Below are 25,820 nucleotides of genomic sequence, written 5' to 3'. Positions count from 1 at the left end.
TTTTCAATATGAAGTCCATCACGCTATCGACTGCAGCTATTGTCGCCATTATGGGTGTGAATGCGCCTACCCATGCCGAAATCACCGATTCACGCCTCAACACCGCGTCATGCGACCAATGCTATAGTCCAGCTGGACTAAAGGCTGCTGAATTCAGCTTTTCCAACCATTCCATTGCTCAGCTGCAGCAACCGCATACCCCCTTTGATTATCCCAGCTTAGGTAAGGGTACCTATCAATTCAGTAGCCAACCTATTCCGTTGGAATCCGCTAAACTCATTGCCGCCAGTTTGATCGATGCTCAGACGGACTCAGTCCCTGAAGCCGAGATAACACCGCGCTTACCCAAAAGCCCTCCATCTGCCGCTGTCCCGCCAGCACTGATTGCTCAGGTCGCTCCACCACAGGCTGCTCCCCAGCCCATTTCAACCCGTGCGGCAGACTTAGCTCAGGTTGATACAGATGCCCCTGCTGTCGAAACAGAAGACCAGACCAACGACATCGAAACAGAAGACCAAGGAGAAAAAACAACATCCTTTAGCCCCATCGCCAATCAGCAATTTCAGCAACCCACCGCCATTCATTTGCCGAAAGGGGCAGTGGCCCTCAGCCTATATAACCGGCTGTTCTTTTTGCCGGGGGCTGAAGCGGCTAGTGGTACGGCCGCCTACCCTAACTTTGGCGTCACCTGGGGTATTACGGATAGTACAGAACTGGATTTAACGCTTCAGGTGGTTGATACGGGCACCCCCGATCGATTAGGACCCTTTGTTGGGGTCAGACGGGTCAATAACCGCGATTTAACCCTCTCCCTTAAACAAAAATTGTGGGACAACGCGGAGGATACCTTGGCTTTCAGTGGGGTCTTTTCCTTAGCGCTACCCCTGACTAAACGCACCTTTGAGTTTAATCCCGGCAGAATTGAACAAGAAAACAGCAGTTTGATTCCAGCCCTACAATTTCCCTTGACTGCAACCGTGAGCGATCGCTGGCAGTTTACCCTATCTCCCACCATTGCTTTTTTCCCCGATAGCAATGCAGTCTTTATTCCGCGTCCCCCCTTGGCGAATCCAGGTTCCTTCGGCACGACCTTGGGTTTAAGCGGGGCGATTTCCTATCAAGTTCATCCCCGGGTGACGGCCTGGGGTGATGCCTTTGTCCCGTTTACAGGTAACAACAGTTTCAATCGAGATACCGGGCGACCGGCGAAAGCGATTGCTTACAATGCCGGGTTGCGGTACTTCCTCAATCCTCGTTTGGGTTTAGATTTATTTGCATCGAATACCTTTGGCAGCAAAGGGCCATTGGCGTTAACGGCAGACCGAGATTTAACTGCCTTTGGCGTCAGGGTGATTACCCTCCCTAGCCTATTTGCCTCTAATCGCCGCTTTGCCGACAGTTTTAACGTGGACCGGGAGGGTCAAGACTCCCCGATCACCACAGATGGGTTGGCCTTCTTGGATGGGGGAACCGTTCCCAGCCAGCGTTTCCTGTTCCATTTACAGGGTGGTGGACAAGGCATTATGACTGCACTGCGCTATGGAATAACCAAGGATTTTGAACTCTCTACCTATTTGGACTATATCTTTGGCGAGGTGGACGAATCGGAACAAGGTTTTGGCGTCAAACTGCGCTTGCTGAACCAAGATGAAGGATCCCCGCTAACCGCAAGTGCTGCGGCAACCGTTGGGCTTACCAACAATCTGTTTGATAATTTCGATAACAATAGCCGCAATGGCCGCTTTCGAGGCGGGACACCCAAGGACTTTCCGCTGATCTTTCAAACCGACAGTCCTGAAGGCAGACGCTTTATCGTCACTCTATCTTTGCCCCTGCACTATAAAGCCAATGACAAGTTGGCGTTTTGGTTGACGCCTATGATCGGTTTCGCCCAGCGCAATGGGGTGGAACTAGGAGGCTTTAATGTTGGTGGCTCGGTGGAAGTGATCAAAGATATTAGTCTGGTGGGGGAATTAGGGGCTAATTTCTTTGGCGAAGGCAATGCCTTTATTGGCGATACTCTGGCGGATCGCATCCCCTGGTCTGCGGCGGTGCGCTGGAATCTAGCCAGCATCCTGGGTAAGGACAACGACGGAGGCAATAATCCTAACGTGGAGGTTTTTGTCACCAACCGGGTCGGCTCATCCACTTGGAATCAGCTTCGGGTCAGAGATCAAAACGAGATTACGGTCGGGGCAGGAGTTTCGATTCCCTTCTAAGGAATGACGATCCTTATTTTGAACGAGACAGAGATTTTGATTGTACGTCAGTGGGTATGTTAGGGTCGCTGTGGCTTGGGTTCACGGAAAGTAGCGATGCCAAAACATTCTCCATCTGTTCAGGATGCAGCAGAGATGCCAGAGGAGACGAAGATCACCGTTCCTCTATCTTTGCTAGACCGGATTGTGCAATTTTTCACAATTAAATTAGCCAGGTCTCTGGCTCGATTTACCTGGATTACCCCCAATCGTGTCACCTGGTTGTCTGCCAGTATCGGGGGTCCCCTGACTGGATGGCTGATTATTCAGCAACAGTATGGGCTAGCCACTGCGTTGGTCGTGATTAGCGGCCTGATGGATGGCCTGGATGGGGACATTGCCCGTGAGCGCAATCTTACCTCGATAGAAGGCGGCATTTTAGATAGCGTTTTGGATCGCTATGTCGATTTTTTCTTGATTGCAGCGCTGATTTTAGTGAACCCGAATGAGCATCTGATAGTCGGCCTAATCGCCCTATTGGGAACCACGATGGTGCCCTATATCCGGGCCAGAAGTGAGGTGGCGGGTAAAAGCTCAATCGCCAGTATTGGCAGCCGAGCCACTCGGATCGTTTTAATTATTTTGGGATTGCTGACTCAACAGGTGTTTATTTTGCTGGTGGTCTTAGCCATTATTTCCAATATTGCTGCGATTCACCGTTTTTGGTTCGCGCTGGTTCCTGGCGAGGATTCCCCCACCCCCTCTTCCGAATAAGGGGCTGTGGCTGTCAACGAACTTGCTATAGTGATTACCTGATCTAAAAATCTTGGTCTCAGAACATTGGGATCGTCGCACGTTCAATGGTGAAATCAGAAGTACGAGAACGCTTGCCAGAATGGCTACGTCGCCCGATTGGCAAGGCAAGTGAGCTATCCACCGTTCAGCAAATTGTTAAACGTCATCAGATTCACACCATTTGTGAAGAAGGTCGATGTCCCAATCGGGGTGAATGCTACGCCCAGAAGACGGCCACATTTTTGTTGATGGGGCCAGTCTGTACCCGAGCCTGTTCCTTTTGCCGGGTCGATAAAGGCCATGCGCCCCAACCCTTGGATCCGCAAGAACCCCAGAAAGTGGCTGAGTCGGTGCGGTTACTGGGGCTAAAGTATGTGGTCCTGACCTCCGTGGCCAGAGATGACTTGCCCGATCAAGGCGCGGGATGGTTTGCGGCTACAATGGCCGCCATTCGAGCGGTTAGCCCGCATACCGATATTGAAGTGTTAACGCCTGATTTTCGGGGCGATCGCACCCTCATCAACACGGTCGTCCAAGCCCAGCCCGTTTGCTATAACCACAACTTGGAAACGGTTCGACGTCTTCAAGGACCCGTGCGGCGAGGGGCAAAGTATGAGCGATCGCTACAGGTCTTAGCCACTGTTAAGGATCTTGTACCTAATAATAAATTCACACCTAAAATTGCCACAAAATCTGGGTTAATGTTGGGGTTGGGCGAAACGGAGGCCGAAATTATCGAAACCTTGCGGGATCTGAGAGAGGTGGGGTGCGATCGCCTCACCCTTGGCCAATATATGCGCCCCTCTCTCCACCATCTTCCTGTTCAAAAATACTGGCACCCGGAGGAGTTTGAGCGCCTGGGCGACATAGCTCGGTCCCTGGGCTTTAGCCACGTTCGCTCTGGCCCCTTAGTCAGAAGTTCGTACCATGCTGGAGAGTAAAATCTTGAGCTTCTTCCAGAAAAATGAAATGGTAGATAATGAATGCTGATCTGGTTAAAGTCTGCTGATATCAGTCTCATTGCGCAATTCGATATAAGGCTCAATAGGGGTGACTCAGTCAAAGAAAATGGATCTGAAACAATGCTTTGTTCGATTGAATTGGCCCGTTTACAATCGCGGACGGATTAAGATAATGCTACAAACGAAGGGTGAACGATTGCTAACTGATCATCCTGGCTCAAAGCTTGTTAACCAAATTGGGTACGGATTGATATTAAGTACCGCCGTCTGGATCAGTGGTTGTGCGCCTCAGGACAACCCGCCTCAAATCACCTTTGAATCGGTTGCCACCCTGGGGAAACTCTCCGTCGGAAAACCCTTGCCAGCCTATTCAGGTCGCTCAGAGTCTGGCCAAAAAACGGGGAATAAACCCAGCGATCGCAACTATCTGATTCACCTCTTCCATCCAGACCTTCCTGCCATTTGCGTCAACGAAGAATGTGGTGCCTTTGGCCCCCTGGCGAACATAAAAGGGGCCGACTTCTATGGCGGTTCAGATTTGAAGTTCGCTGATCAGACCTTCGGTCTTTTCCCTACGGGCGGCCAAGCCTTTCAGCAGTCATCCCAACCCAACGGGGTCTTAATTATCTCGGATCAGGACGCCACCATTCGGGCTATTTACCAGAATGTCGGCCTATCGGATGTGGAAACCATTCTGCAAGACTCAGATGCCATCTTTATGCAGACTGACTGAATATCAAATCATAAGATAGGATCACGAAGTATTCTTGTCCAAACTAGATCGATTCTGCATGGCCAACCCGCCCTCCGTCGCCGTTGCTCATCTCGGCTGTGAAAAAAATCGCGTTGATACTGAACATATGTTGGGCCTGCTGGTGGAAGCAGGCTATCCCGTCGATAGTGATGAAGCCTTCGCTGACTATGTAATTGTCAATACCTGTAGCTTTATTCAGGCGGCTCGGGAAGAGTCTGTGCGTACTCTGGTGGAACTGGCCGAAGCCAATAAGAAAATTGTGATTACCGGCTGTATGGCCCAGCATTTTCAAGAAGAGCTGCTAGAAGAACTGCCCGAAGCCGTGGCTCTAGTGGGGACCGGAGACTATCACAAGATTGTGGAGGTGATTCAACGGGCTGAAGCGGGAGAGCGGGTCAAGGAAGTATCACCAGAACCCACCTATATTGCCGATGAAACGGTGCCTCGGTATCGCACCACCACCGAAGGAACCGCCTATGTGCGGATCGCTGAAGGCTGTGACTATGGCTGCGCCTTTTGCATCATTCCCCATTTGCGAGGCAAACAGCGATCGCGCTCCATTGAGTCCATTGTGGCGGAAGCCCAACAGTTGGCTGCCGAAGGGGTGCAGGAGCTAATTTTAATTTCCCAAATTACCACCAACTACGGTATTGATATCTACGGCAAACCCCAGCTTGCTCAGTTGCTCAGGGCTTTAGGTAACGTCGATGTGCCCTGGATTCGCATGCACTATGCCTATCCCACGGGTTTAACCCCAGCGGTCATGGCGGCGATTCAGGAAACGGATAACGTCTTACCTTATCTGGATTTGCCCCTGCAACATTCCCATCCAGAAGTGCTGCGGGCCATGAATCGTCCTTGGCAAGGCCAAGTGAACGATCAGATTATTGAAACTATCAAAACCACTCTGCCTGAGGCTGTCCTCCGTACCACTTTTATTGTGGGCTTTCCCGGAGAAACGGACGAACACTTTGAGCATCTTTGCGAGTTTGTCCAGCGCCATCAATTTGATCATGTGGGGGTATTTACCTTTTCCCCCGAAGAAGGCACCCCCGCCTGCGATTTACCCCATCAGGTACCCCAAGCGGTGATGGATGCCAGGCGCGATCGCCTGATGGCCTTGCAACAACCGATCTCTTGGCACCAGAACCAACAAGAAGTGGGTAAAACCGTGCCCGTCTTAATTGAGCAAGAGCATCCTGGCTCCGGCCAACTGATTGGTCGCTCAGCCCGATTTTCTGCCGATGTGGATGGATTGGTTTACATTACTCCCTCTATCGATCGTGCCAGCGCCCGATTAGGATCCATGACCGCTGTGCAAATTACAGGGGCAGATGCCTATGATTTGCAGGGAGAGCTGATCTAGCTGCCTTTTTTCGATTGAGTCAAGTGGCTCAAGTTCGCCACTTGACTCAGATTCATCCCTTGAAGTACCGATCCAAATGTCATGATTACTTGATTTATAGTGCATTTTGTAACGCTTTGTTGCAGAATAGAAACACTAGGTAACCATAATCCTAGGTATAATCGCCAACTTCGTACCTGTTGGCTGTCCACTGCCCTCTATGCTGAAGCCACTCTAACGGAGTGGTGTTAGACCACTTAACTTCATCCTTGAACGAGCAGACACTGATAGTCATGATTTCAGATGCTGCAGTCCTTGCTCGTCAGGTGTGTATCTTTACGAGCGGCAGTACCCCTTAAAAACCCTTTAGGAGAGTTCATGACCCTTTCGTTTAGTCAACTTGGTCTTTCACAAACTCGTATTGATTGTTTAGAAACACTTGGTTTTAAAACCCCCACTCAAATTCAAGCTGAAGCTATTCCCCATCTGTTAGCCGGTCGAGACATTATTGGGCAAGCCCAGACCGGAACTGGAAAAACCGCTGCCTTTTCGCTACCGATCCTAGAGCAGCTGGATCCCAGTATTAAAACACCACAGGCTTTAATTTTGACGCCCACCCGTGAGCTGGCGGTTCAGGTCAGTGAATCCGTCTACCAGTTCAAGGCGAATGGAGCATTGAGAGTCGTTGCCATCTACGGTGGCCAATCGATTGACCGACAAATCTCCCAACTCCGTCGGGGAGCCCACATTATCGTCGGCACCCCAGGTCGGGTGTTGGATCTGCTCAGCCGGGGAGAAATTATCCTCGATCAACTGAGCTGGTTTGTGCTAGATGAAGCGGACGAGATGCTGAATATGGGATTTATTCCCGATGTTCGCAAGATTCTCGGTCAGGTTCCTGAACACCGGAAAACAGCATTTTTCTCCGCGACGATGGCACCTGAAATTTATAAGCTGTCTAAGCAGTTTTTGAACGACCCGGTAACGGTCACCGTCGAACAGCCTAAAGCTGCCCCGACTCGAATCAATCAAATTGCCTATCGAGTGCCTCGGGTATGGGCTCGTTCCACCGTGCTGCAGGCCGTTCTGGAGCTAGAAGATCCTGAATCTGCGCTTATTTTTGTGCGGACTCGGCGTGAAGCCGCCACCCTCACCCAACAACTACAGACCGCTGGCTATAGCGCCGATGAATATCACGGCGATTTGAGTCAAAGTCAACGAGAGCGACTGCTGGATCGATTCCGACAACGTCGGATTCGCTGGGTGGTGGCCACCGATATTGCCGCCCGTGGGTTGCATGTGGATGATCTCTCCCATGTGATCAACTATGAGCCCCCGGATAGTGTAGAGAGCTATGTTCACCGCATTGGTCGAACGGGCCGAGCTGGGAACGAAGGAACGGCTATTTCTCTGGTCCATGCCTTAGATCGCTGGAAACTTCATGAAATTGAGAAGCATATCCGCCAGGAAATTCCCACCAACCCCACCCCAACGAGATCGGCTATTGAAGGACGACGGTTAGAGAAGTTGCAAACAGAACTTCATAGTGTCTTAACGGGAGAGCGGTTGGCCTCCTTCTTGCCCACGGTTTCTCAACTGAGTGAAGACTACGACACTCAGACGATTGCCGCCGCTGCACTCCAGATGGCCTTTGATCGCTATCCTGCCATTACGGCCAATCTCGACGATTGGTCGGCCAAAAGTTCGGGTCGGTCTCGCAAATCGAAATCGAAGCCAGTGCTGAATAAGCGTAACAATCCTAGCCGTTCGGAAATCTCTGCTTCGACCTAACCTCAAGCCGATATCCCATTCGCTCGACTAGGCTAAAGCTTTGATGTTGTCAGAGTTTGAGACCTGCCTGCGTTTGTACAGACCGTTTAAAAACGAGCTGCATCCGAGCTGGCGATACGCCAACGAAGTGTTTTGGGCTATCGCAGTTATCGTTCCCTATTCAGATTCAGTCTCCTCGGCGTTAGCCGTGGGGGCTGGCTCCTGGCTGGGCATGGGCAAATTACGCAGACGCTGAGGGCGAATTGGCTTAGCTTTAATGCTGCCTTTGCGATTGGTTAAGCGCGGCAATTTGGGAAAGCGCTGCAGGGGAACATCGGTCGCCACCTGCTTCATAAATTGTCCCCAGGTATAGGCTGCGGTGGCACTTGTCCCCACTGTGGGATAGTTGTCATCATTTCCTAGCCAAACGCCGGTTACGAGTTGGGGAATATAGCCGACAAACCATAAATCGCGGTTGTTTTCGGAGGTGCCCGTTTTGCCAGCGACGGGACGACCGATTTGGGCCGGTTTACCCGTACCGGAGGTCACCACCTGCTCCAGCATCCAAGTCATAATGGCAGCGGAGTTGGAATCCAATGCCCGCTGTTTCTGGGGCTGAAACTGATAGAGCACCTCTCCTTGCCGATTGGTAACGGTACGAATGCCGTGGGGTTGGGTGCGATACCCTTGGGCCGCAATCGCCCCATAGGCGCGGGTTAACTCCATTAAAGAAACTTCATTGGCCCCTAAAGCCGTTGAGTAGTAGGACTGGAGGGGAGATTGAATCCCTAATTCACGGGCTAAGTGAATGGTGGGTTCATAGCCCACGTCAATCAAAGCTCTGACGGCGGGGACATTGGCTGATTTACTCAGCGCTTGGGTCATGGACATCCAGCCCTTATAGGTATGCTGATAATTTTTGGGCTGATAGCCATCGACAATAAAGGGGACATCCCGAAACCCATCATGGGGGGAGAGACCGGATGCGATCGCAGCTGCATACACAAACACCTTAAAGGTTGATCCAGGCTGGCGCTGGGCCTGTGTTACTCGGTTAAATTGAGACTGTTCAAACTCGCTGCCCCCGACCATCGTCTTGATTTCGCCATTGCGGGGATCAAGAGACACCAAAGCCGCCTGATCAAATCGCTGCGTATAGCCCTCGTGATACACCACATTTTTAATGGTCTTGGCCGCTGACTTTTGCCATTTCAGGTTTAAGGTGGTGTCAATGGTTAGCCCACCTTGGGCCACAACGTGCTTGGGTAAAATCTGCTGCAATTGATGTTGCACATAGGCCGAAAAGTAAGGACTTTGATCTTCAGCATTGGGAGCCAGCTGAGCGTTCAATACCATGGGGGCCTGTTTTGCGGCTTCAGCGGCTTCAGCAGTAATGGCCTGAGTTCGAAGCATCCGCTCTAACACCAGATTCCGCCGCTCGCGAGCCACTTGCGGATTCTGCAACGGCGAATACAGGCTGGGGGCTGCAGGCAAGCCGGCCAAGGTGGCACTTTCCTGTAAATTAAGCTGATCGAGCGACTTGCCGAAATAGACCCAAGCCGCATCTGCTATCCCATAGGCACCGCTGCCGAGATACACCTGGTTCAGGTATCTTTCTAAGATTTCTGCTTTGGATAACTGAGCTTCAATTTTTTGCGATAAGCGGGCTTCCTTTAACTTGCGGAGAATTGAACGCTCTTGATTTAAATAAGTGGTGCGGGCCAGTTGTTGGGTGATCGTACTCCCGCCTTCCACCACTTCTCCTGACAAAAGATTGGTGGCCATGGCCCGCAAAATTCCCTGGCTATCAATGCCATCATGCTCAAAAAAACGCCGATCCTCCGTGGCAATAAAGGCATCCTGCAGCTGTTGAGGGATCTGCTGAATGCTGACTGTTTGACGACTAGCAGGTCCACTTTGGAATAAAACACTGCCATCGGCAGATTTTAAGGTCAGCGTTCCGCCTTGTTGACGGGTCTCCGCTACTAAGTGGGTCGTATCCGGGAGGCTCATTTCTAGGGCAACCCATCCGCCTCCACAGGCAACTCCGGTGATACCTGCAGCCATTCCCAATCGTCGGAGAAAACGTAGTGAGCGTTTTACCCGTTGTCCTGGGGGAGTGGATGTGCGGGTAATCGCAACTTTTGCCTCTGCAAGCTGATGCGATCGCTTAGAGGTAGGCCGACGTGATTTCTGTTTGGCTTTGTGGCGTTGGGCTTGTTTTTTTTGCTTTTCTTGCTGTTTAAGGTGACGGTGTTTGTCCTTTAACTTTTTACGGAGACTGGCCGTAGACTCTGGAACCGGCTCTAGATGGACCCGTGACTGCTGCTGGGTTTTGCTAGACTTGCCTCTAGAGGGCGGAGCCTTCGACGGCGAAGCGGTCGTTGTGGCATGGGCAGAACGAGTTTCTGAAATTTGTTTAACCACGTCATGCCCCTCTTACGCTAGAAGTAATGCTTGGATCAGCTTCACGATCACTAGACCCTGCCAACTTGGGACCTAATTTAACGCAATGTCACCAAATAATCTACATTCTGGATAAAAGTTCAATCTCAGCCATTTTTGAGACCTCCTCCAAAAACATCAACAATCTGGCCAAGTTTTTTGGCATTTATCCCAACAATGCTGAGCTCTCAACGTTTGGCTACAGCCCTCGTATGTCTTGCCAACAGGGAGTCTAGCGTCGATAGGGCTAACGGTTCCTTACACTGCCGATCGCTGCCTTTCTTGCTAATGGAGTGGAATTCTATGAAACAAATGCTCAAGCAAATTGGGGGTGCGATCGCATTTTATACCTGCATTCCCCTGCCTTCCGCATGGACCTTAGAATTGAATCGTATTGCTCGGTGGTCGCCGCTGATTGGACTGCTCTTAGGATTTAGCCTGGGGGCCCTGGATTTAGGGCTGACTTGGGGACATATGCCTGCCCTTACTCGTAGTGTCTTAGTGGTGGCCCTCTGGATTGGTTTGACGGGTGGACTGCATCTAGACGGCGTGTTGGATACTGCCGATGGTTTAGCCGTAATGGATCGCGATCAGCGGTTATCGGTCATGGCCGATAGCCGCACCGGAGCCTTCGGCGTCATGGCAGGGAGTCTCGTCATTCTGCTTAAAGTGTGTGCGCTCACCGATCTATCCACCCCGCATTTACCTGCTCTGATCACAGCAATGGTGTGGGGACGTATCGCTCAGGTAATTGCGATTGCCACCTATCCTTACCTCAAACCAGAGGGGAAAGGGGCTTTCCATACCGCTTCCTTCCAAGGGATGGGAGATTTATGGCCGAGTGGCCTCTGTCTGCTAGCGACAGGACTCTACCCCTATTATTGGCAACCCAGCGTTTGGCCAGCCCTGCTATGGGGTATCCTAAGTGGAAGTGCCTTCGCCGTCGGCATCAGTTACTGGTTTTATCGACAATTTCGAGGGATGACTGGCGATGTCTACGGTGCCATCGTAGAATGGACTGAAGCATTAATCCTGTGTTGTTTGACGCTAGTGTAACTAGCCCTCCTTGTCAAAATTGCATAGGTTAAGTGTGAGCATAACCGAGACTCCACGCTATAATGCTTCTCAATAGAAGCTTTCTAACAGTGTTGCGCCCATAGATTTCTGAATTTGAACTTCCTTCAGGAAGAGCATAGGAATTTAGCAAGCGTTAACCCTGTTGCTGGTTGAGGATTGGCTGGGGGCATGACCACCAAACCAAGGTGTGATCCTGTCGGTCTTGCCCAATCCTTTGTAAAGATTCTCGCTACTTTTATCTCTAGAAACACCAAGAATTCACTCTTCTGGTGGGGAGATCTAAAATCTTCTCAAAAAATCTTTCCATTTTCTGGTAACAAATCTACGATTAGTTTCCAATATCAATCCCGTTTCCCTACTACACTCTTGAACCGCCAAGACCCAACATCGCTTTTGTTATTACGAGTTAAGCCCAGACCTGCAACCTGTGGTCTGCGGGCTCAATTTTTTTGAGGAATTTGAATGCCCAAGCAAATCGTTATTGCCGAGCAGCATCGGATTGCTGCCGTTTTTTCAGAAGATCAAATCCAAGAACTCATCGTTGCCACTGGTAGCCATCAAGTCGGAGATATTTATCTAGGTATAGTCGAAAATGTATTACCTGGAATTGATGCAGCCTTTGTCAATATTGGAGATGCAGAGCGCAATGGATTTATCCATGTCAGCGACCTAGGACCGGTTCGCTTAAAACGCAACTCTGGGGCAATCACCGAGTTATTAGCGCCTCAACAAAAAGTACTCGTCCAAATTATGAAAGAGCCCACGGGTACCAAAGGTCCGCGGCTCACTGGCAATATTTCTTTACCTGGACGCTATTTGGTATTGATGCCCTCAGGACGTGGAGTCAATTTATCCCGCCGCATTCGCGCCGAAGATGAACGCAGCCGTCTGCGAGCCTTAGGCATTTTAATTAAACCCTCTGGGATGGGATTGCTGGTCCGCACTGAAGCTGAAGGAGTGGCGGAAGAGGCCATCATTGAAGATTTAGAACTCCTGCAGCGGCAATGGGAAAGTGTGCAGCAACAAGCCGCCTCTACTCGTGCCCCCGCACTTTTGGATCGAGACACTGATTTTATTCAAAGGGTGCTCCGGGATGTTTATAGCAGCAATGTCAATCGGATTGTGGTCGACTCTGCCCCAGGCCTCAAACGAGTCAAGCAACATTTAGTGAATTGGAATAATACCAACAAACTGCCGCAAGGGGTCCTGGTTGATCAACATCGGGATTCAACCTCAATCTTGGAGTATTTTCGCGTCAATGCTGCCATTCGGGAAGCCTTAAAACCAAGGGTTGATCTGCCGTCGGGAGGGTACATCATTATTGAGAAAACCGAGGCCCTGACGGTTGTTGATGTCAACTCCGGTTCCTTTACTCGCTCCGCTACAGCCCGGGAAACCGTTTTGTGGACTAATTGTGAGGCCGCAGCCGAAATTGCTCGCCAACTCCGTCTACGCAATATTGCCGGTGTCATTATCATTGACTTCATTGATATGGATTCTCGCCGTGATCAACTGCAAGTCTTAGAACATTTCAACAAAGCGCTGAAAGCAGATAAAGCGCGCCCTCAAATTGCCCAACTCTCTGAATTAGGTCTCGTCGAACTGACTCGCAAACGTCAAGGACAAAATATTTATGAGTTATTTGGTACGCCTTGCCCGGCTTGTGGCGGCTTAGGGCATTTGGTCCACCTACCTGGTGAAGCTAAGCCCACGGTGGGTGAATTGGAATGGTCTGAAAGCAGCAAACCCACGCCAGCAGGGACCTCGGGCGTGCCGCTGCCTGGAATATCAGCAACATTGGGTGGAAAGCTGCATTTAGATCCCACCGAAGATTTGCAAGAACTGGATTTAACCAATCATCCCAGCTACCAAGAACGGGGCAATCGGCGGCGGCGGCGGCGTTCGCGCTTGGGAGATAATCTTGCCCGCGAATCCTTAAGTCCCCGCATCATTCGCCAGGGATCGCCGTCCTCTGATGCGAAGTCTGTCAAACCCACGAGTGACACCAATGGTTCAGGGAAAAATGGTGTCAGTGAGCGTTCCCGTAGCCGTTCCAGTAATTCTCGCCAGCGTCAAGATGCACCGCCAGAGGTGATATCTGTGACAATGACGCCAGAAGAGCAAGATATCTATGCTTTTATGGGGATTTCTCCTGCTGTTTTATTCTCAGGAGAAGTAAAGAAGCCTAAATCAGCCATTGTTGAAATTCTGGCACCCGGAGAGCAGCCCTCAAAAACGCCCGTTAAGACACCCGTTAAGACGAAAGTTAAGGCTCAAAGCCCAGTAGATAAACTGCCTGAACCCATTCAAGAGGAAATTCCGGTTCCCACACCAGCGGCTGAAGCGCCTCCTGCGGCTCAAGAATCCTCTGCTGAGGCTGAGCAAGCTGAGCAAGCTGCTGTTGAAAAGAAGCGTACCCCCTCGACACGTCGTCGCCGTCGTCGTTCGTCAGCGTCATCGGCTAAACAATTATCTTTACAATCGGGAGAAGAGACCTGAGAGAAGACGGATCCCCTAGCCTACTAAGGTTTGACGAAAGAGGTGTTGAATCTGTTGCCAAGCTTGTGCAGCTGCTTCGGGTTGGTAACTTGCCCGCTGATCACAAAAGAAACCATGATCGGCGGGATAGGTAAAGATCTGATGGTGAATTTGGTGAGTTGACAGTGCTGTTCTGACTTGCTCGACCTCTGTCAGTGGAATTAGAGTATCCTGGGTTCCGAAAAAGGCGTAGACAACTCCCTGGATTTGAGGGGTAAGACTGAGGGTGGCAGCACCGCCGCCTGGCGTCATGGTTGCAATGCCAGCGCCATACAGTGATGCGGTGGCTTGAATCTCGGGTAAAGTTGCAGCCAGATAGGCAACATGCCCCCCAAAACAAAACCCAATGGTGCCAAAGGCCGCTTTGACATTGCTTTTCTGCTTGAGATAGGCCAGTGTGGCTCGAATGTCACTGAGGAGTTCAGCGGCAGTGGTTTGGTTCTTATAGGTTCTGCCTTGGTCTAAATCAGCAGAGGTATAGCCCACTGCAAAACCAGGGGCCTGACGCTGATAGAGGGCGGGCGCAATGGCAACATACCCGAGCTGGGCGATCCGTTCGGTTACGGTCCGAATATGGGCATTGACGCCAAAGACCTCCTGGAAAACGATAATACCGGGCCAGATTTCCTGAGCCTGCGGCTGAGCTAAATAGGCCTCAATTTGTAAATCACCATTGGCAATGGTTACAGTGTCGGTTTGAATCGGTATCACAGCGCTTCCCCACAATCAGGTTATGTCTAGTGTCCGGGAATGCCTGCTTTTTTGAAAGAGGCAGACTGCTTAACCTGTCCCTTCACGACCTGGTGCTGACTTGACTGAATTTCATCTGTCAATGGTTCTCTTCAGCTCCTATGATAGAGGGATTGCTGCTTTATCATTACTTCTTGACCTATGATGGTCCAGTTCACGATTCAGCCTGATAGTGAGATTCCGGCTTCAACACAGTTATTTAATCAAGTGTGTTTTGCGATCGCATCTCGGCAATTTCCACCGGGCTATCGATTGCCCAGTACTCGACAGCTTGCCATGCAAACGGGGCTGCACCGGAACACCATTAGTAAGGTGTATGAACGGCTAGAAACAGCCGGGTTTGTGGAAGCTCAGGTTGGATCAGGCATTTATGTTCGGACCTTGGGCCAAGAGTCCTTACCGATCACCGAAGAAGAAACCGCCACCCCCGTCCCTGAACTGATCGAGCAAAGTCTGGACGGTTTTTTGCAACGAGGCTATACCCTCAAACAGGTGGAAGAACTGTTTCTGAATGCCATTACGGAGCGGCTCCGAGCCAGCACTCGTGTCATTATCACGGTGCCTCAGCACGATTGGGGCGCCGGCGAAATTATGGTGCAAGAACTCCAGCAAGCCCTCTCGATTCCCATTCAGTTGGTGGGTTTAGAGGATTTAGCCAACCATTTGAAGGCCCGCAAAGCGGCAACGGTATTAACGGTTCGTTACTTTGCCACACAAGCGGAAGAGATCTTGGAGGCTGTGCAAGCCAAGCGCAAGGATCCGAAGGTTTTTCGGATTATTCCCATCGATATTTATGATTATTCAGAGGAACTCGAACTGATTAAAGCTTTGCCCGAAGGAAGTCGATTAGGGCTGGTTAGCCTGAGTCCGGGTACTTTAGGCGTTGCTGAAGTGATGATTTATAGCCTGCGAGGCGAAGATATTTATGTGATGAGTGCGGAATGCAAGGACACCTATAAATTAAATGCAGTGATCCGCCATGCCCAGACCATCATTAGTGATCAAGCCAGTTGTGACGCCTTAAAGGCCGCCGTTCTGGCCGCTGAACCCGATCTGATTCGACTCCCCAAAATTGTCTGCTGTCGCAATTACATCGATCCTCAGTCCATTGAATTGCTTCAGCGAGAGTTGGGGCTAGAAGATTCCTCGGCATAACCGTTTCTGTTCACCTGCTAACGGATATGGGATCTGCTATGTTCCCCCTTAAAACTCCATTGAGAGTCGCCAAGATCACAGAAGGGCAGGGTAAGCTGAAATCTTGATTCTGGTGTGGGCTGAAACCATCATTTTGCCGTAGAAGAGGCTCAGCAGTGGGCTTGAGGTTAGGATAAGGGAGTAAAGGGTTCCTGCTGCTGGGTATTCACGAAAATCGTTAGACTGAATTCAGCTTCCAGAAGTGACCAGAATCGCGATTGCATTAAGAGACATAAATTTATGAACGTCAGCCTTAGTCTGGCCCTCAATGATAACCATCTAGACGCATCCCAAGAAACGCAACAACGTCAGTTATCTATTGCCGTATCTGCGGTTAACGAGACAGAGCTGGGCGCAGGAGGGCGGCATGCACCCTTAAACTTATGTCTGATTTTGGACCATAGTGGCTCGATGTCTGGACGGCCTTTAATTACGGTAAAAGAAGCCGCTCAAAGCATCGTCGATCGACTCAATCCCGGCGATCGCATTTCCGTTGTCGCCTTTGACCACCATGCCAAGGTGCTGATTCCCAATCAATTGGTGGAGGATCCAGAACAAATTAAAGCCTTGATTCAACGGCTAGAACCCAAAGGGGGCACTGCCATTGACGATGGCATGAAGTTAGGGATTGAAGAGCTAGCGGTGGGCAAGCAAGACACGATTTCCCAAGCTTTTTTGCTCACCGATGGTGAAAATGAGCATGGGAATAATCAGCGCTGCCAGCAATTTGCCGAATTGGCTGCCGGATACAATATCACGCTCAATACCTTGGGGTTTGGCAGTCATTGGAATGAAGATGTGCTGGAAGGTATCGCCGATGCGGGTGGGGGCAGTCTGTCTTTTATCGAGAAACCGGATAATGCCGTGGAGGTCTTTAATCAGCTGTTTACTCGGATTGAGACTGTCAGTTTGACCAATGCCCATTTCCTCATCACCCTCAGCCCGGGCGTCCGGTTAGCCAATCTAAAACCGGTGGCTCAGGTCACCCCAGAAACGGTGGAGTTACCAATTGCTCAAGACGGCGATTTAGCGGTGATTCGCCTGGGCGATCTGATGACGAAAATGCAGCGGACGGTCTTGGCCAATCTCTATATTGATCAACTGCCACCGGGTCGGCAAACCATTGCTACGATCCAAGTCCGATATGATAATCCTGCGGTAGGCCAAAGGGATGTGCTATCTGAAAAAATGCCGATTGAAATCGAAGTCACTGAGACATACCAACCCGCGACGAATCCTGAAGTACAGCAAAATATCTTAGCCTTAGCCAAGTACCGTCAGACTCAAATTGCAGAAACCAAATTGCAGGCAGGCGATCGCGCCGGGGCTGCGACAATGTTGCAAATGGCGGCGAATACGGCCTTACAAATGGGGGATGAAAATGCGGCGACTATCTTGCAGGGTAGTGCCACCCGATTACAGAAGGGGGAAACGTTATCGGAACGCGATCGCAAAAAGACTCGCATTGTCTCCAAAACCACCTTACAGGCACCCTGATAATCTTTACTACCAGCTATGTCCAACTACGACGCCACAACTGCCTTACTGTTTTTGGCCGCTTTTGTGATTCTAGGATTGGGCTTTAAGCGCGCCCGATCGATGGGAAAACTGGGCCTATTGTCCTGGCTACAGTCCATTGCCCTGATGGGGCCATGGCTCCTGATGTTTGGACTGCTTAATTTTGGCATCACGTTGAATGTGGCCAGCATTCTGGTGATTGTTGTGGTGTCTATCGGTGTCTATATTGCCTTGGGCAGACGGCTCCGTTATCTAGCGAGTCAAGATCTGGCAGGTCAAGAAACACGCCCTTCTCCTCCCTCTGTTTCCCCACTCGAGGTCTCCCAAGGCGATCCATCCTCCAATACGGTGGAACCATCCGAACCCAACGGCCAGCCTTCTGCATCGCCTGATATTTCTCAAAAGGGCATTACGCCCATTTCTGATCAGGATCTTCAGCTTGTCCAAAGCATTTTTAGTCCGGAGACCTTTGCTTGCAATCCGAATCAAGTCCTGAAGTATCAGGATGGCGTGATTATTCAGGGCTATCTGAAAGGAGATGCGGCCACCGTTCATCACCAGTTAAGCCAACGGTTAGAGTCAAAAATCCCTGAACAATACCGACTGTTTCTGGTCGAGAACACGGATGAGAAACCTGTGGTGATTGTATTGCCGAGACGCAATGATCCGAAAGTAGGTGGGTGGACTCAACAACTCTTTGCTGCCATTCTCAGTGTGGCCACGGTTGGGTCTTGTCTGATTGCGGGGGCCTTTCTACTCTCCTTCAACTTAATTGAGCAGCCTGAGCGCTTATCGGAAGCGCTGCCTATCGGCTTAGGCTTAGTGGGCGTTTTAGTGGCCCATGAAGTTGGCCATCACCTTACGGCCCAGCGCTATCAGGTAAAGTTAAGCTGGCCCTTCCCCTTCCCGGCCTTGCAGATTGGCTCTTTTGGAGTTTTTAATCGCTTTGAATCCCTGCTCCCCAACCGCCAAAGCCTATTTGATATTGCCTTTGCTGGCCCTGCCGTTGGCGGGCTATTTGCCCTGGTATTACTGATTCTAGGGTTTCTGTTGTCCCCGGCAAATCCTGTGCTATCGCTCGATATCTCTTTTCTCCAGGGGTCGATCTTGGTGGGGGTGCTAGCCCGTCTCTTTTTAGGTAATACGTTGCAAGGGGCGACTGTTTTGGTGCATCCCTTGGTCGGTGTGGGCTGGATGGGCCTGGTTATTACCGCACTTAACTTAATGCCAGCGGGATGCCTAGATGGCGGACGGATTATTCAATCTATCTATGGACGCAAGATTGCCCGAGTGTCAACCTGGATTACCTTAGTGGTGTTGGCAATTATTGCTTTAGCCAACCCGATCGCACTGTATTGGGCCATCATTATCTTGCTGCTGCAGCGAGATTTAGAACGTCCCAGCTTGAATGAGCTAACGGAACCGGATGATACCAGAGCCGCCTTAGGGTTAGCCGCCTTGTTTATTATGGTGGCGATTTTGATGCCCTTATCCCCTAGTTTGGCCAGCCGTATTGGTATTGGTGCTTAGTCAGATTGTGCAAGACTCACCTCAGTCCGCCGAAGCCTATTTCCATTTAGGGTTGAATTTACACCTAAAATTGGAATTCGAGGCAGCGATCAAAACCTACCAACAGGCCATTCAGCTTGATCCCACCTACGACCCACCCTATACCAATATGGGATTGGCGTTGATTGAATCCGACCAGTTAACGGAAGCGAGTATCGTTTTCAAACAAGTTCTGTCTTTACCAGACCGTTCAGAAGTGCCCGCTAGCATCCACACCTTAGCCCACTATAATTTGGCGATTATTTTAAAGCGACAGGGGGAGACTAACGCAGCCTTGCAAGCAGTCAACGCAGCGCTGGCCATCACCCCTGGCTTTGTCCAAGCCCAAAAACTCTGGCAAATGTTGCACTAATCTGGCAAAGCTACGATTTCGTCTTTACTTCCCCTTGGATAAGATATAACCAACGGTGCGATTTTCGGGGGTAAAGGTCGCTTGGGCTACCCGTTGAACATCCTCCGGGGTAACGGCTTCAATCTTTTCTAGTTCACTAAATAAATTCCGCCAATCTCCCGTTTTGACGTCGTACTCCGTTAAGAGTCTGGCCATGCCGCTGTTAGAATCGAGCGATCGCAACAGGCCAGCCCGAGCCTGGGTTTTCAAACGATCTAAATCTTGAATATCCACCAATTCGGTTTTGAGCTGATCTAGCTCCGTCTTGAGAGCCGTGGCCACTTCATCCACCGTATGCCCCGGAGCTGTTAAGGAATAGAACAGCATGAGGTTCGGATACTTATCGCCTGGAAAGCCGCTGAATCCCTCTGCACTCAAGGCAATCTTTTGGGACTCTACCAAGGATTTATAGAGTCGAGAGGTGCGACCGTCACTAAGTAAGCTGGCAATCAAATCATAGATCACATGGTCTGGATCGCTGATGGCAGGTCGATGATAGCCTTCTAAATACCAGGGCTGGGATTTGAGTTCTAAGGTCACCGATTTCGTTTTTTGTTGTGGGGGCTCCACTTGGGTGACGGTAGGGGGTTGCGATCGCGACTTAAAGCGACCAAAGTAGGTCTCTGCTAACTGCTTCACCTCTTTGGGGTTAACATCGCCCACAATCGCAATGGTTAAATTACCAGGTCCATAGTAAGTATCGAAGAAATCTTGAACATTCTGACGGGTTAAATTTCGGAGATCCTTCTCATAGCCAATCACCGGTTGCAGATAGGGATGCACATCAAAGGCTTCTCCCAAAAAGACCTCGACCATTTTGCCAATGGGAGAATTATCGGTTCGCAAGCGCCGCTCTTCTAGAATGACGTCTTTCTCCTTATAGTACTCCCGAAAAACAGGCTCCAAGAAGCGCTCCGACTCTAAAGACATCCACAGTTCCAGCTTATTAGCAGGCAGACTATAGAAGTATCGCGTTGCATCAGAGGAGGTAGTCGCATTCAACCCCACGCCCCCTTCTTGACCAATGATTTGCCCCATTTCATTTTGGGTAACCAAAGCATCCGCTTTTTGGGTAACTTCCGCCAGCTCTTTCGTTAAGGCTTGAACTGTCTGCTCATCTTTTTTAGCTTTTGCCGCTTGAATCTGATCAAATAGCTGATCTTGTTGTTCCAAGAGAGGTTGTTCGGCCTTGTAGTCTGTTGTGCCAATGCGTTGGGTTCCTTTAAAAGCCAAATGCTCTAGATAATGGGCCACGCCCGTTTGTCCTACGGGTTCATTGGCCCCACCGACATCCGCATAGGTATGAAAGGCAATAACGGGGGCTTGGTGTCGCTCCAGAACAATAAATTTCAGCCCATTCTTCAACTGAAACGTCGTCACTTTTTCTTTGACGCGATCTAAATAGGGTTGAATAGACTGGCTTTCCTCAGTAGCAGCAGACTTTGGCGTCTCTGCCCCAACGGGTGCACTAATGAAGGCTAGGCTGGTGCAGAAGACCAACAGCAATAGGACGATTTTCTTGAGTCTAGGCAACCGCATACTCCTTTAGCGTCTGATAGATTATTGAGTCTTGTCCAAAATCGGGTTCATCCCATGTTTTCGGATCAGTTGCATTCTATCTTGAGCTTCCCGCATAGAGGCAAAAGAACCAACTTGGATCACGGATCGCCCACGATAAGAGGACCGAAAGGCACCTGGAACCAGGCCTTTGATCTTAGCCCGCTGACGCGAATTAAAAGTAGACACCACCACCCGATATCGAGACCCCAAAGCAACCGATGAGGGGGGAGGCGCTGGAGGTAGCCCCGCTCTCAGATTATAGATATCGGAACCCGCATCAGCGCGCCCCATTGGGATTCTAGATCCAGGTACCGGTAAAACGCCAACGCTGGCCGGGATGGTCCGTAAACTCAAACGGCGACGACTATCTTCGATGACTTCAGGTTTCATGCCATTGCGCTTCATCAGCTTGACCATGCGCTCCACCTTAGAGCGATTGTCAAATAATCCCACCTGCATTACTGCTCTGCCTTGATAGGTGGAGCGAAAAGAATCAGGGACAAGAGACTTGATTTTAGATTTTTGTTTAGAATTTCGCGGTTGCACCACCACTCGGTACAGCTTCTCGGAGCGGCGCGCAGCCGCTTGGAACTGACGCCCACTATCGGGTGAAGGAACGGGAATATTAACAGACCGACTGGCAACCGCAGAGGGCGGAACGGAGGAAAGTTGAGTGCGATTATCCTCAATCACCTCTGGTCTAAGATCATTTTGCTTCAGTCGCTTGATGACGCCATCCATTTTTGCGCGACTGTTGAATAGCCCCACCTGCATCACTGCGCGTCCTTGATAAGACGAACGAAATGCATCTGGTACCAACGCTTTGATCTGATCTTGTTCTTCCGCGTCACGTGGCTGCACCACGACTCGATAGGTAAATTCAGAACGAGAGGCGCCTGGAGACGGCACTGGTATATCAATTGCCTTGGCTGTCCTAAGGGTGGAACGCCTTTCATCTAAAGGGCGAGGAGGCGACAAAGGACGTCCTGCAACAGCAGGTAAATCAGTTTGGTTAGTACTGAAGTAAATGTGGCCCAAGGTCTTGCCGTTATAAGTGCGTTTGGCAAACCGCCATCCAGAATTCAAGTGAATTTTGAGTAAGCCAGAACCAAGCCCCTGCGAACGTCCAATTTCCATGGGTGGTCCAACACGCCGAGAGTTAGGCGATCCAAATAAAACTAGCTCATTCCCCTGCTTTCGCAAGGTCAACTGGTAATCTAACCCTAAGTCTTTATCTGCCTGGCGAATCGAATAACCATTGCTATCCGTACTGCGTCCACAAATTCCCGTAAAGTCGAATTTAAGCAGTAAAGGTTCTATTTCTGTGGGGCTAGACCCATGCTCTTTCCAGCATTGTTTACTACTAGAAATTTGCTCTAGTACGAGCAGGTTGTAATATCCGCCATCACGAGGAACAGCCACAGCCACAAATTTACTTTGGGAAACAGGTTTTTGGCCAAAAGTTGCAGCAAAGGTGTTAGCAGGGATGCTTTTGCTTTCTGAAATATTGGTGTTCGTTTTCTCAGGTACTCCTACCGCTATGGCTGGCAATGTAGTGGCAAAAGGAATGGCAGCAGCGGCATAGGCTGTCAACTTATGAAGAGATAAGTAATGCATGGGGTTGTCTCCAGCGCCCTATCGATGACGATGAATGCTCTTTTGAGTATTGTGCCCAAACCTAAGCATAGAGTGTTATTGAGTCCTGCATTTAGAGCTTGAGTTTTACAAGATTAACTCAAACAGATGGATTTTAAAGAGAGTTTCTCGTTCCTAGTTATAAAACAGAACATTTGCTGATATGGACCGATTTCTAACTCTGCATAGAGTATCAGAACCAGTTGTTAAAGGATAGTCTTCAAAAGAGTTCTACTCCCTCTCTGTCGAAGGAGCAAAGAACAAAGTTCCTGGTAGAACAGCGAGGGATAAAACCTATCTGGCCTCCTAGAGAGTGACGTTCTGTTAAACAGGTTATTTCTAAGCAAAAATTAACGATTTCTGAATCATAAGCCTTAATCGGGCGTATTCAGCCGTTGAGAGTGAGGGCTTTGGAGGGGCAGAGTCAACTCCCCCAACCTCGGGATATGCCCGCCTTAATCATCTTGAATCCAGGTCTGCTTGGGGTCTTGAAGTTGTGTTTGGCTTGGATCCATCCCTTCGGGAAAGTCTTCTTCTTGGATCCAAGTTTGTTTTGGATCTTGAATCTGAGTCTGGCTTGAGTCTTGGAGTTGCGTGGGGTTTGGATCTTGAAGTTGGGTTGTACTCGGATCTATATCTTGATCAAACTCCTTCCCTTGAATCCAAGTTTGTTTCGGATCTTGAATCCAAGTTTGTTTTGGATCTTGGATCCAAGTCTGCTTTGGATCTTGAAGTTGGGTTGTATTCGGATCTTGGAGTTGTGTGGGGTTTGGATCTTGAATCCAAGTTTGTTTCGGATCTTGAATCCAAGTTTGTTTTGGATCTTGAAGTTGGGTTGTACTTGGATCTTGTAACTGTGTGGGGTTTGGATCTTGAAGTTGGGTTGTACTCGGATCTTGTAACTGTGTGGGGTTTGGATCTTGAAGCTGGGTTGTACTCGGATCTTGTAACTGTGTGGGGTTTGGATCTTGAATCCAAGTTTGTTTTGGATCTTGAAGTTGGGTTGTACTCGGATCTTGTAATTGTGTGGGGTTGGGATCTTGAAGTTGAGTTGTACTTAGCTCTTGGAGTTGAGTTGCACTCGGATCCTGTAATTGTGTGGGGTTGGGATCTTGGATTTGCGTAGGGTTGGGAGCTTGTAACTGTGTCGTGCTTGGGCCTTGGAGTTGTGTGGTACTTGCAGTTGCACTTTCAAGATCATCAATACTTTCAAGATCATCAATACTTTCAAGATCATCAATACTTTCAGAAGATTGGGGTACAGCCGCGTCTGGTAAAGGTGTTTGTGGTTCTCGTGCCAGTGGGGGCGTATCCTGTAGTTCAGTTCTAGGGCTTTGAATGCGGGTTTGTGCTTGTAGCTCTTGAGACGTGATATCCACTCTTTCTAGTGGTTGCGATTCCTCTTCTGACGCTAATTGAGAGGCAGTTTCTGCTGCCCCGGCAGCGGCAGCGCCAGCCGCTGCTCCCAACGCGATATTCTCCGGGGAAAGGGAGCTGCCTGGTTCTGCTGTGGGCAGAGAAGGGGAAGATGGGCTGTCTGGAGGGTCTTGTAATTGAGTTGAGGACCCCTGTATCCTGGTGGGCCGAATTTTCTCAGCATAATTGGGTGCAGGTCTAGGTGGCGCTTTGGGCTTGCGCTTTGAGAGCATTGTCTTGAGAATTCCTCCAGCAATTCCCCCAGCCACTAAAATCATCAATCCAATTGGTAACCATCCCAAGCCATTGTCGCCTTGCGCGTCACCTGAAGTATCGGACGCGTCACCTGAAGTATCCGTTGAGGCATCTGGGGCCGAAGTATTGGTGTCAGAGGTGTTGCTAGAAGAGCTAGTTTGCCCAGATGTATCGTTCTCAGGATTATCTGTAGACTGCGAACTCGGCGAAGTCGTTGTACCTGAATTACCAGCCGAGGAGTTGGCTGAACTGTTTGCATCTGGCGTGCGGAATGTAGCCGGTTGAGTTTTGGCTTCAGTAATTGCTTGTTGGCCTTGATCTGAGGCCACATAGTTCAGAAACGATTCAGTAGAGGGACTGGGCTGCCCTTGATAAACATAGGTGAAGGGCTGAGAGAAGGGATACTTTGGATCGTCCGGCAGAGTATTGTACATAGAAACCGGACGGACACCCTTAGCATCCAAGATTTGACTAGCTAGGGCATAACTAATCCCGTCTGAACCTAATTCAGCGGTGAGTGCTGGCACACTGTCTTCATCCAATTGAGTGGTATTACCACCTGCTTCAAAGGTCGCCTGCCGAAACAAGTCATAAGTTTGCAGTGTCCCTTGGAGATTGTTAGCAATGGGACGATGAATCACTCGAATGGGACCAGGTTTGCCCCCTAGTTGTGACCAATCTGTAATTTCCCCCCGAAAGATTTTAACGACCTGGTCAATCGTCAATCCTTTCGCAAAGGCATTGTCTGTGCCGATAACAATGGCAATTTTTTCCCGGGTGACAGGGATTTGGACTAGCCCTTGTGATTTTTCGTCGTCCGTCAAAAGACGGCTAATTGCAGCTAAATCAGCCTGTTTGTTCTGAAGAGATTGCAGGCCTGAATCAGACTGTTGGGGCTTAATCTCAATGGTTGTATCAGAGGATTGGGTTTCATATTGCTGCTTGAGCGCCTGATTGATAGGAGCCATGCGCGTTAAGTTGTCAATCTTGATGGTTTGGGTAGCTGGGGACTGTTGGGCCAAACCTACAGTGAACTGAGATTCAACTAAAAGGAAGGATGAGGAAACGCCTAAAGTGACGACCATCGCGACAGTGGACACTGGAGTAGATCGTTCGAGTTGCATGCACTTGGCCTCCTGCACGATGAGTAGACGGTTTTGATAGGTTGCTTTGGAGTGGCTTACTCTGTGTGGGCAAACGCTTTATTCTCACAACAACCAGCAGGCACATTTTAGGCTCGGACATTCGAAAATGCCATGTAGCAGTCCAATATGAGTGGTGTGGGCTAGAAGCTGCTCCCTAGAAATCAAGTGGCGGCTGCCGCGAGAAACATGGGTTTAAGGAAAGCTTGGGCTGACTGATATGGGCGTATGCCGCTAATCACAACTTTATGCATAGTCTTGTGAAATCACCGTTATTTTTAAGGTTTTCTCAAGTGAATGCCAGTTGCTTGTCAAGAATTTAAGATTCACCCCGTTACGGTTCAATTCGGTAGAGGAAGCGAGTGGGTTGCTGATGAAACGCATCAATCTGTGTAGACTGTGTAGAAAGGGAAGAGTAGGAGTAGGTGGTTGCGGGCTTGCGATCGCAAGCCTGAGGAAAGTCCGGGCTCTCGAAAGACCAGACTTGCTGGGTAACGCCCAGTGCG

17 protein-coding genes are annotated in these 25,820 nt (G+C 49.9%); 12 read left to right on the top strand and 5 right to left on the bottom strand.

Features of this window, described 5'->3' with window-relative positions:
- Positions 1 to 8 precede the first annotated feature (8 nt).
- The 6 genes from Q0986_RS05130 (at position 9) to Q0986_RS05105 (ending at position 7,845) form a co-directional block, all read left to right on the top strand.
- Positions 9 to 2,219: a hypothetical protein gene (locus Q0986_RS05130; protein WP_299405187.1), complete on the top strand. Its 2,211-nt coding sequence runs from the start codon at positions 9 to 11 to the stop codon at positions 2,217 to 2,219.
- Positions 2,220 to 2,315: 96 nt separating this feature from the next.
- Entirely contained in the window at positions 2,316 to 2,972 is a 657-nt protein-coding gene (locus Q0986_RS05125) for a CDP-alcohol phosphatidyltransferase family protein (protein WP_299405182.1), read from the top strand.
- Between the two features lie 86 nt (positions 2,973 to 3,058).
- Positions 3,059 to 3,934: a lipoyl synthase gene (gene lipA / locus Q0986_RS05120; RefSeq protein ID WP_299405177.1), complete on the top strand. Its 876-nt coding sequence runs from the start codon at positions 3,059 to 3,061 to the stop codon at positions 3,932 to 3,934.
- A gap of 193 nt (positions 3,935 to 4,127) precedes the next feature.
- Positions 4,128 to 4,688 carry a hypothetical protein gene (locus tag Q0986_RS05115; RefSeq protein WP_299405173.1) on the top strand — a complete coding sequence of 187 codons (561 nt, stop codon included), beginning with the start codon at positions 4,128 to 4,130 and terminating at the stop codon, positions 4,686 to 4,688.
- A gap of 58 nt (positions 4,689 to 4,746) precedes the next feature.
- The gene (gene rimO, locus Q0986_RS05110; RefSeq protein ID WP_299405169.1) at positions 4,747 to 6,075 is read left to right on the top strand and encodes a 30S ribosomal protein S12 methylthiotransferase RimO; all 1,329 of its coding nucleotides are present in this window, start codon (positions 4,747 to 4,749) and stop codon (positions 6,073 to 6,075) included.
- 357 nt (positions 6,076 to 6,432) lie between these two features.
- Positions 6,433 to 7,845 (top strand): DEAD/DEAH box helicase, encoded by a 1,413-nt coding sequence (locus tag Q0986_RS05105; RefSeq protein WP_299405165.1) that lies wholly within the window; start codon positions 6,433 to 6,435, stop codon positions 7,843 to 7,845.
- 156 nt (positions 7,846 to 8,001) lie between these two features.
- Here Q0986_RS05105 and Q0986_RS05100 read toward each other — a convergent pair whose 3' ends face one another.
- A complete protein-coding gene (locus Q0986_RS05100) occupies positions 8,002 to 10,251 on the bottom strand; it encodes a transglycosylase domain-containing protein (RefSeq protein WP_299405161.1) in 2,250 nt (749 codons plus the stop codon).
- A gap of 321 nt (positions 10,252 to 10,572) precedes the next feature.
- Between Q0986_RS05100 and cobS the strand changes: the two genes are divergently transcribed.
- The gene (gene cobS / locus Q0986_RS05095; RefSeq protein ID WP_299405156.1) at positions 10,573 to 11,325 is read left to right on the top strand and encodes an adenosylcobinamide-GDP ribazoletransferase; all 753 of its coding nucleotides are present in this window, start codon (positions 10,573 to 10,575) and stop codon (positions 11,323 to 11,325) included.
- Between the two features lie 483 nt (positions 11,326 to 11,808).
- The gene (locus Q0986_RS05090; protein WP_299405153.1) at positions 11,809 to 13,845 is read left to right on the top strand and encodes an Rne/Rng family ribonuclease; all 2,037 of its coding nucleotides are present in this window, start codon (positions 11,809 to 11,811) and stop codon (positions 13,843 to 13,845) included.
- Positions 13,846 to 13,860: 15 nt separating this feature from the next.
- Here Q0986_RS05090 and Q0986_RS05085 read toward each other — a convergent pair whose 3' ends face one another.
- On the bottom strand, positions 13,861 to 14,595 hold the full coding sequence (locus Q0986_RS05085) for a dienelactone hydrolase family protein (protein WP_299405149.1): 735 nt from the start codon (positions 14,593 to 14,595) through the stop codon (positions 13,861 to 13,863).
- Between the two features lie 180 nt (positions 14,596 to 14,775).
- On the opposite strand from Q0986_RS05085, the gene Q0986_RS05080 reads away from it, so the two are divergent.
- The 4 genes from Q0986_RS05080 (at position 14,776) to Q0986_RS05065 (ending at position 19,267) form a co-directional block, all read left to right on the top strand.
- Entirely contained in the window at positions 14,776 to 15,789 is a 1,014-nt protein-coding gene (locus tag Q0986_RS05080) for a GntR family transcriptional regulator (RefSeq protein ID WP_299405146.1), read from the top strand.
- A gap of 279 nt (positions 15,790 to 16,068) precedes the next feature.
- Positions 16,069 to 17,325 (top strand): VWA domain-containing protein, encoded by a 1,257-nt coding sequence (locus Q0986_RS05075; protein ID WP_299405142.1) that lies wholly within the window; start codon positions 16,069 to 16,071, stop codon positions 17,323 to 17,325.
- An 18-nt stretch (positions 17,326 to 17,343) separates the two neighbouring features.
- Positions 17,344 to 18,876 carry a site-2 protease family protein gene (locus Q0986_RS05070; protein ID WP_299405138.1) on the top strand — a complete coding sequence of 511 codons (1,533 nt, stop codon included), beginning with the start codon at positions 17,344 to 17,346 and terminating at the stop codon, positions 18,874 to 18,876.
- On the top strand, positions 18,869 to 19,267 hold the full coding sequence (locus tag Q0986_RS05065; protein WP_299405133.1) for a tetratricopeptide repeat protein: 399 nt from the start codon (positions 18,869 to 18,871) through the stop codon (positions 19,265 to 19,267). Before Q0986_RS05070 ends, Q0986_RS05065 begins: the two co-directional genes overlap by 8 nt.
- Positions 19,268 to 19,291: 24 nt before the next feature.
- On the opposite strand, the gene Q0986_RS05060 is transcribed toward Q0986_RS05065, so the two are convergent.
- The 3 genes from Q0986_RS05060 to Q0986_RS05050 all read right to left on the bottom strand — a co-directional run bounded on the left by Q0986_RS05060 (position 19,292) and on the right by Q0986_RS05050 (position 25,296).
- On the bottom strand, positions 19,292 to 20,845 hold the full coding sequence (locus Q0986_RS05060) for a pitrilysin family protein (RefSeq protein ID WP_366918519.1): 1,554 nt from the start codon (positions 20,843 to 20,845) through the stop codon (positions 19,292 to 19,294).
- A gap of 21 nt (positions 20,846 to 20,866) precedes the next feature.
- Entirely contained in the window at positions 20,867 to 22,483 is a 1,617-nt protein-coding gene (locus Q0986_RS05055) for a DUF3747 domain-containing protein (RefSeq protein WP_299405129.1), read from the bottom strand.
- Between the two features lie 473 nt (positions 22,484 to 22,956).
- The gene (locus Q0986_RS05050) at positions 22,957 to 25,296 is read right to left on the bottom strand and encodes a substrate-binding domain-containing protein (protein WP_299405126.1); all 2,340 of its coding nucleotides are present in this window, start codon (positions 25,294 to 25,296) and stop codon (positions 22,957 to 22,959) included.
- Positions 25,297 to 25,820 lie beyond the last annotated feature (524 nt).

This window comes from Acaryochloris sp. IP29b_bin.148, from assembly GCF_028285565.1.
Taxonomy (GTDB): Bacteria; Cyanobacteriota; Cyanobacteriia; order Thermosynechococcales; family Thermosynechococcaceae; genus Acaryochloris.
The sequence above is the reverse complement of the archived record's forward strand: the minus strand, read 5'-3'. Positions and strand labels throughout refer to the sequence as shown.

Coding starts and splice junctions, on each gene's coding strand:
- Q0986_RS05130 (WP_299405187.1), top strand. CDS start 9: ATGAAGTCCATCACGCTATCGACTGCAGCTATTGTCGCCATTATGGGT.
- Q0986_RS05125 (WP_299405182.1), top strand. CDS start 2,316: ATGCCAAAACATTCTCCATCTGTTCAGGATGCAGCAGAGATGCCAGAG.
- lipA (WP_299405177.1), top strand. CDS start 3,059: ATGGTGAAATCAGAAGTACGAGAACGCTTGCCAGAATGGCTACGTCGC.
- Q0986_RS05115 (WP_299405173.1), top strand. CDS start 4,128: ATGCTACAAACGAAGGGTGAACGATTGCTAACTGATCATCCTGGCTCA.
- rimO (WP_299405169.1), top strand. CDS start 4,747: ATGGCCAACCCGCCCTCCGTCGCCGTTGCTCATCTCGGCTGTGAAAAA.
- Q0986_RS05105 (WP_299405165.1), top strand. CDS start 6,433: ATGACCCTTTCGTTTAGTCAACTTGGTCTTTCACAAACTCGTATTGAT.
- cobS (WP_299405156.1), top strand. CDS start 10,573: ATGAAACAAATGCTCAAGCAAATTGGGGGTGCGATCGCATTTTATACC.
- Q0986_RS05090 (WP_299405153.1), top strand. CDS start 11,809: ATGCCCAAGCAAATCGTTATTGCCGAGCAGCATCGGATTGCTGCCGTT.
- Q0986_RS05080 (WP_299405146.1), top strand. CDS start 14,776: ATGATGGTCCAGTTCACGATTCAGCCTGATAGTGAGATTCCGGCTTCA.
- Q0986_RS05075 (WP_299405142.1), top strand. CDS start 16,069: ATGAACGTCAGCCTTAGTCTGGCCCTCAATGATAACCATCTAGACGCA.
- Q0986_RS05070 (WP_299405138.1), top strand. CDS start 17,344: ATGTCCAACTACGACGCCACAACTGCCTTACTGTTTTTGGCCGCTTTT.
- Q0986_RS05060 (WP_366918519.1), bottom strand. CDS start 20,845: ATGCGGTTGCCTAGACTCAAGAAAATCGTCCTATTGCTGTTGGTCTTC.
- Q0986_RS05055 (WP_299405129.1), bottom strand. CDS start 22,483: ATGCATTACTTATCTCTTCATAAGTTGACAGCCTATGCCGCTGCTGCC.
- Q0986_RS05050 (WP_299405126.1), bottom strand. CDS start 25,296: ATGCAACTCGAACGATCTACTCCAGTGTCCACTGTCGCGATGGTCGTC.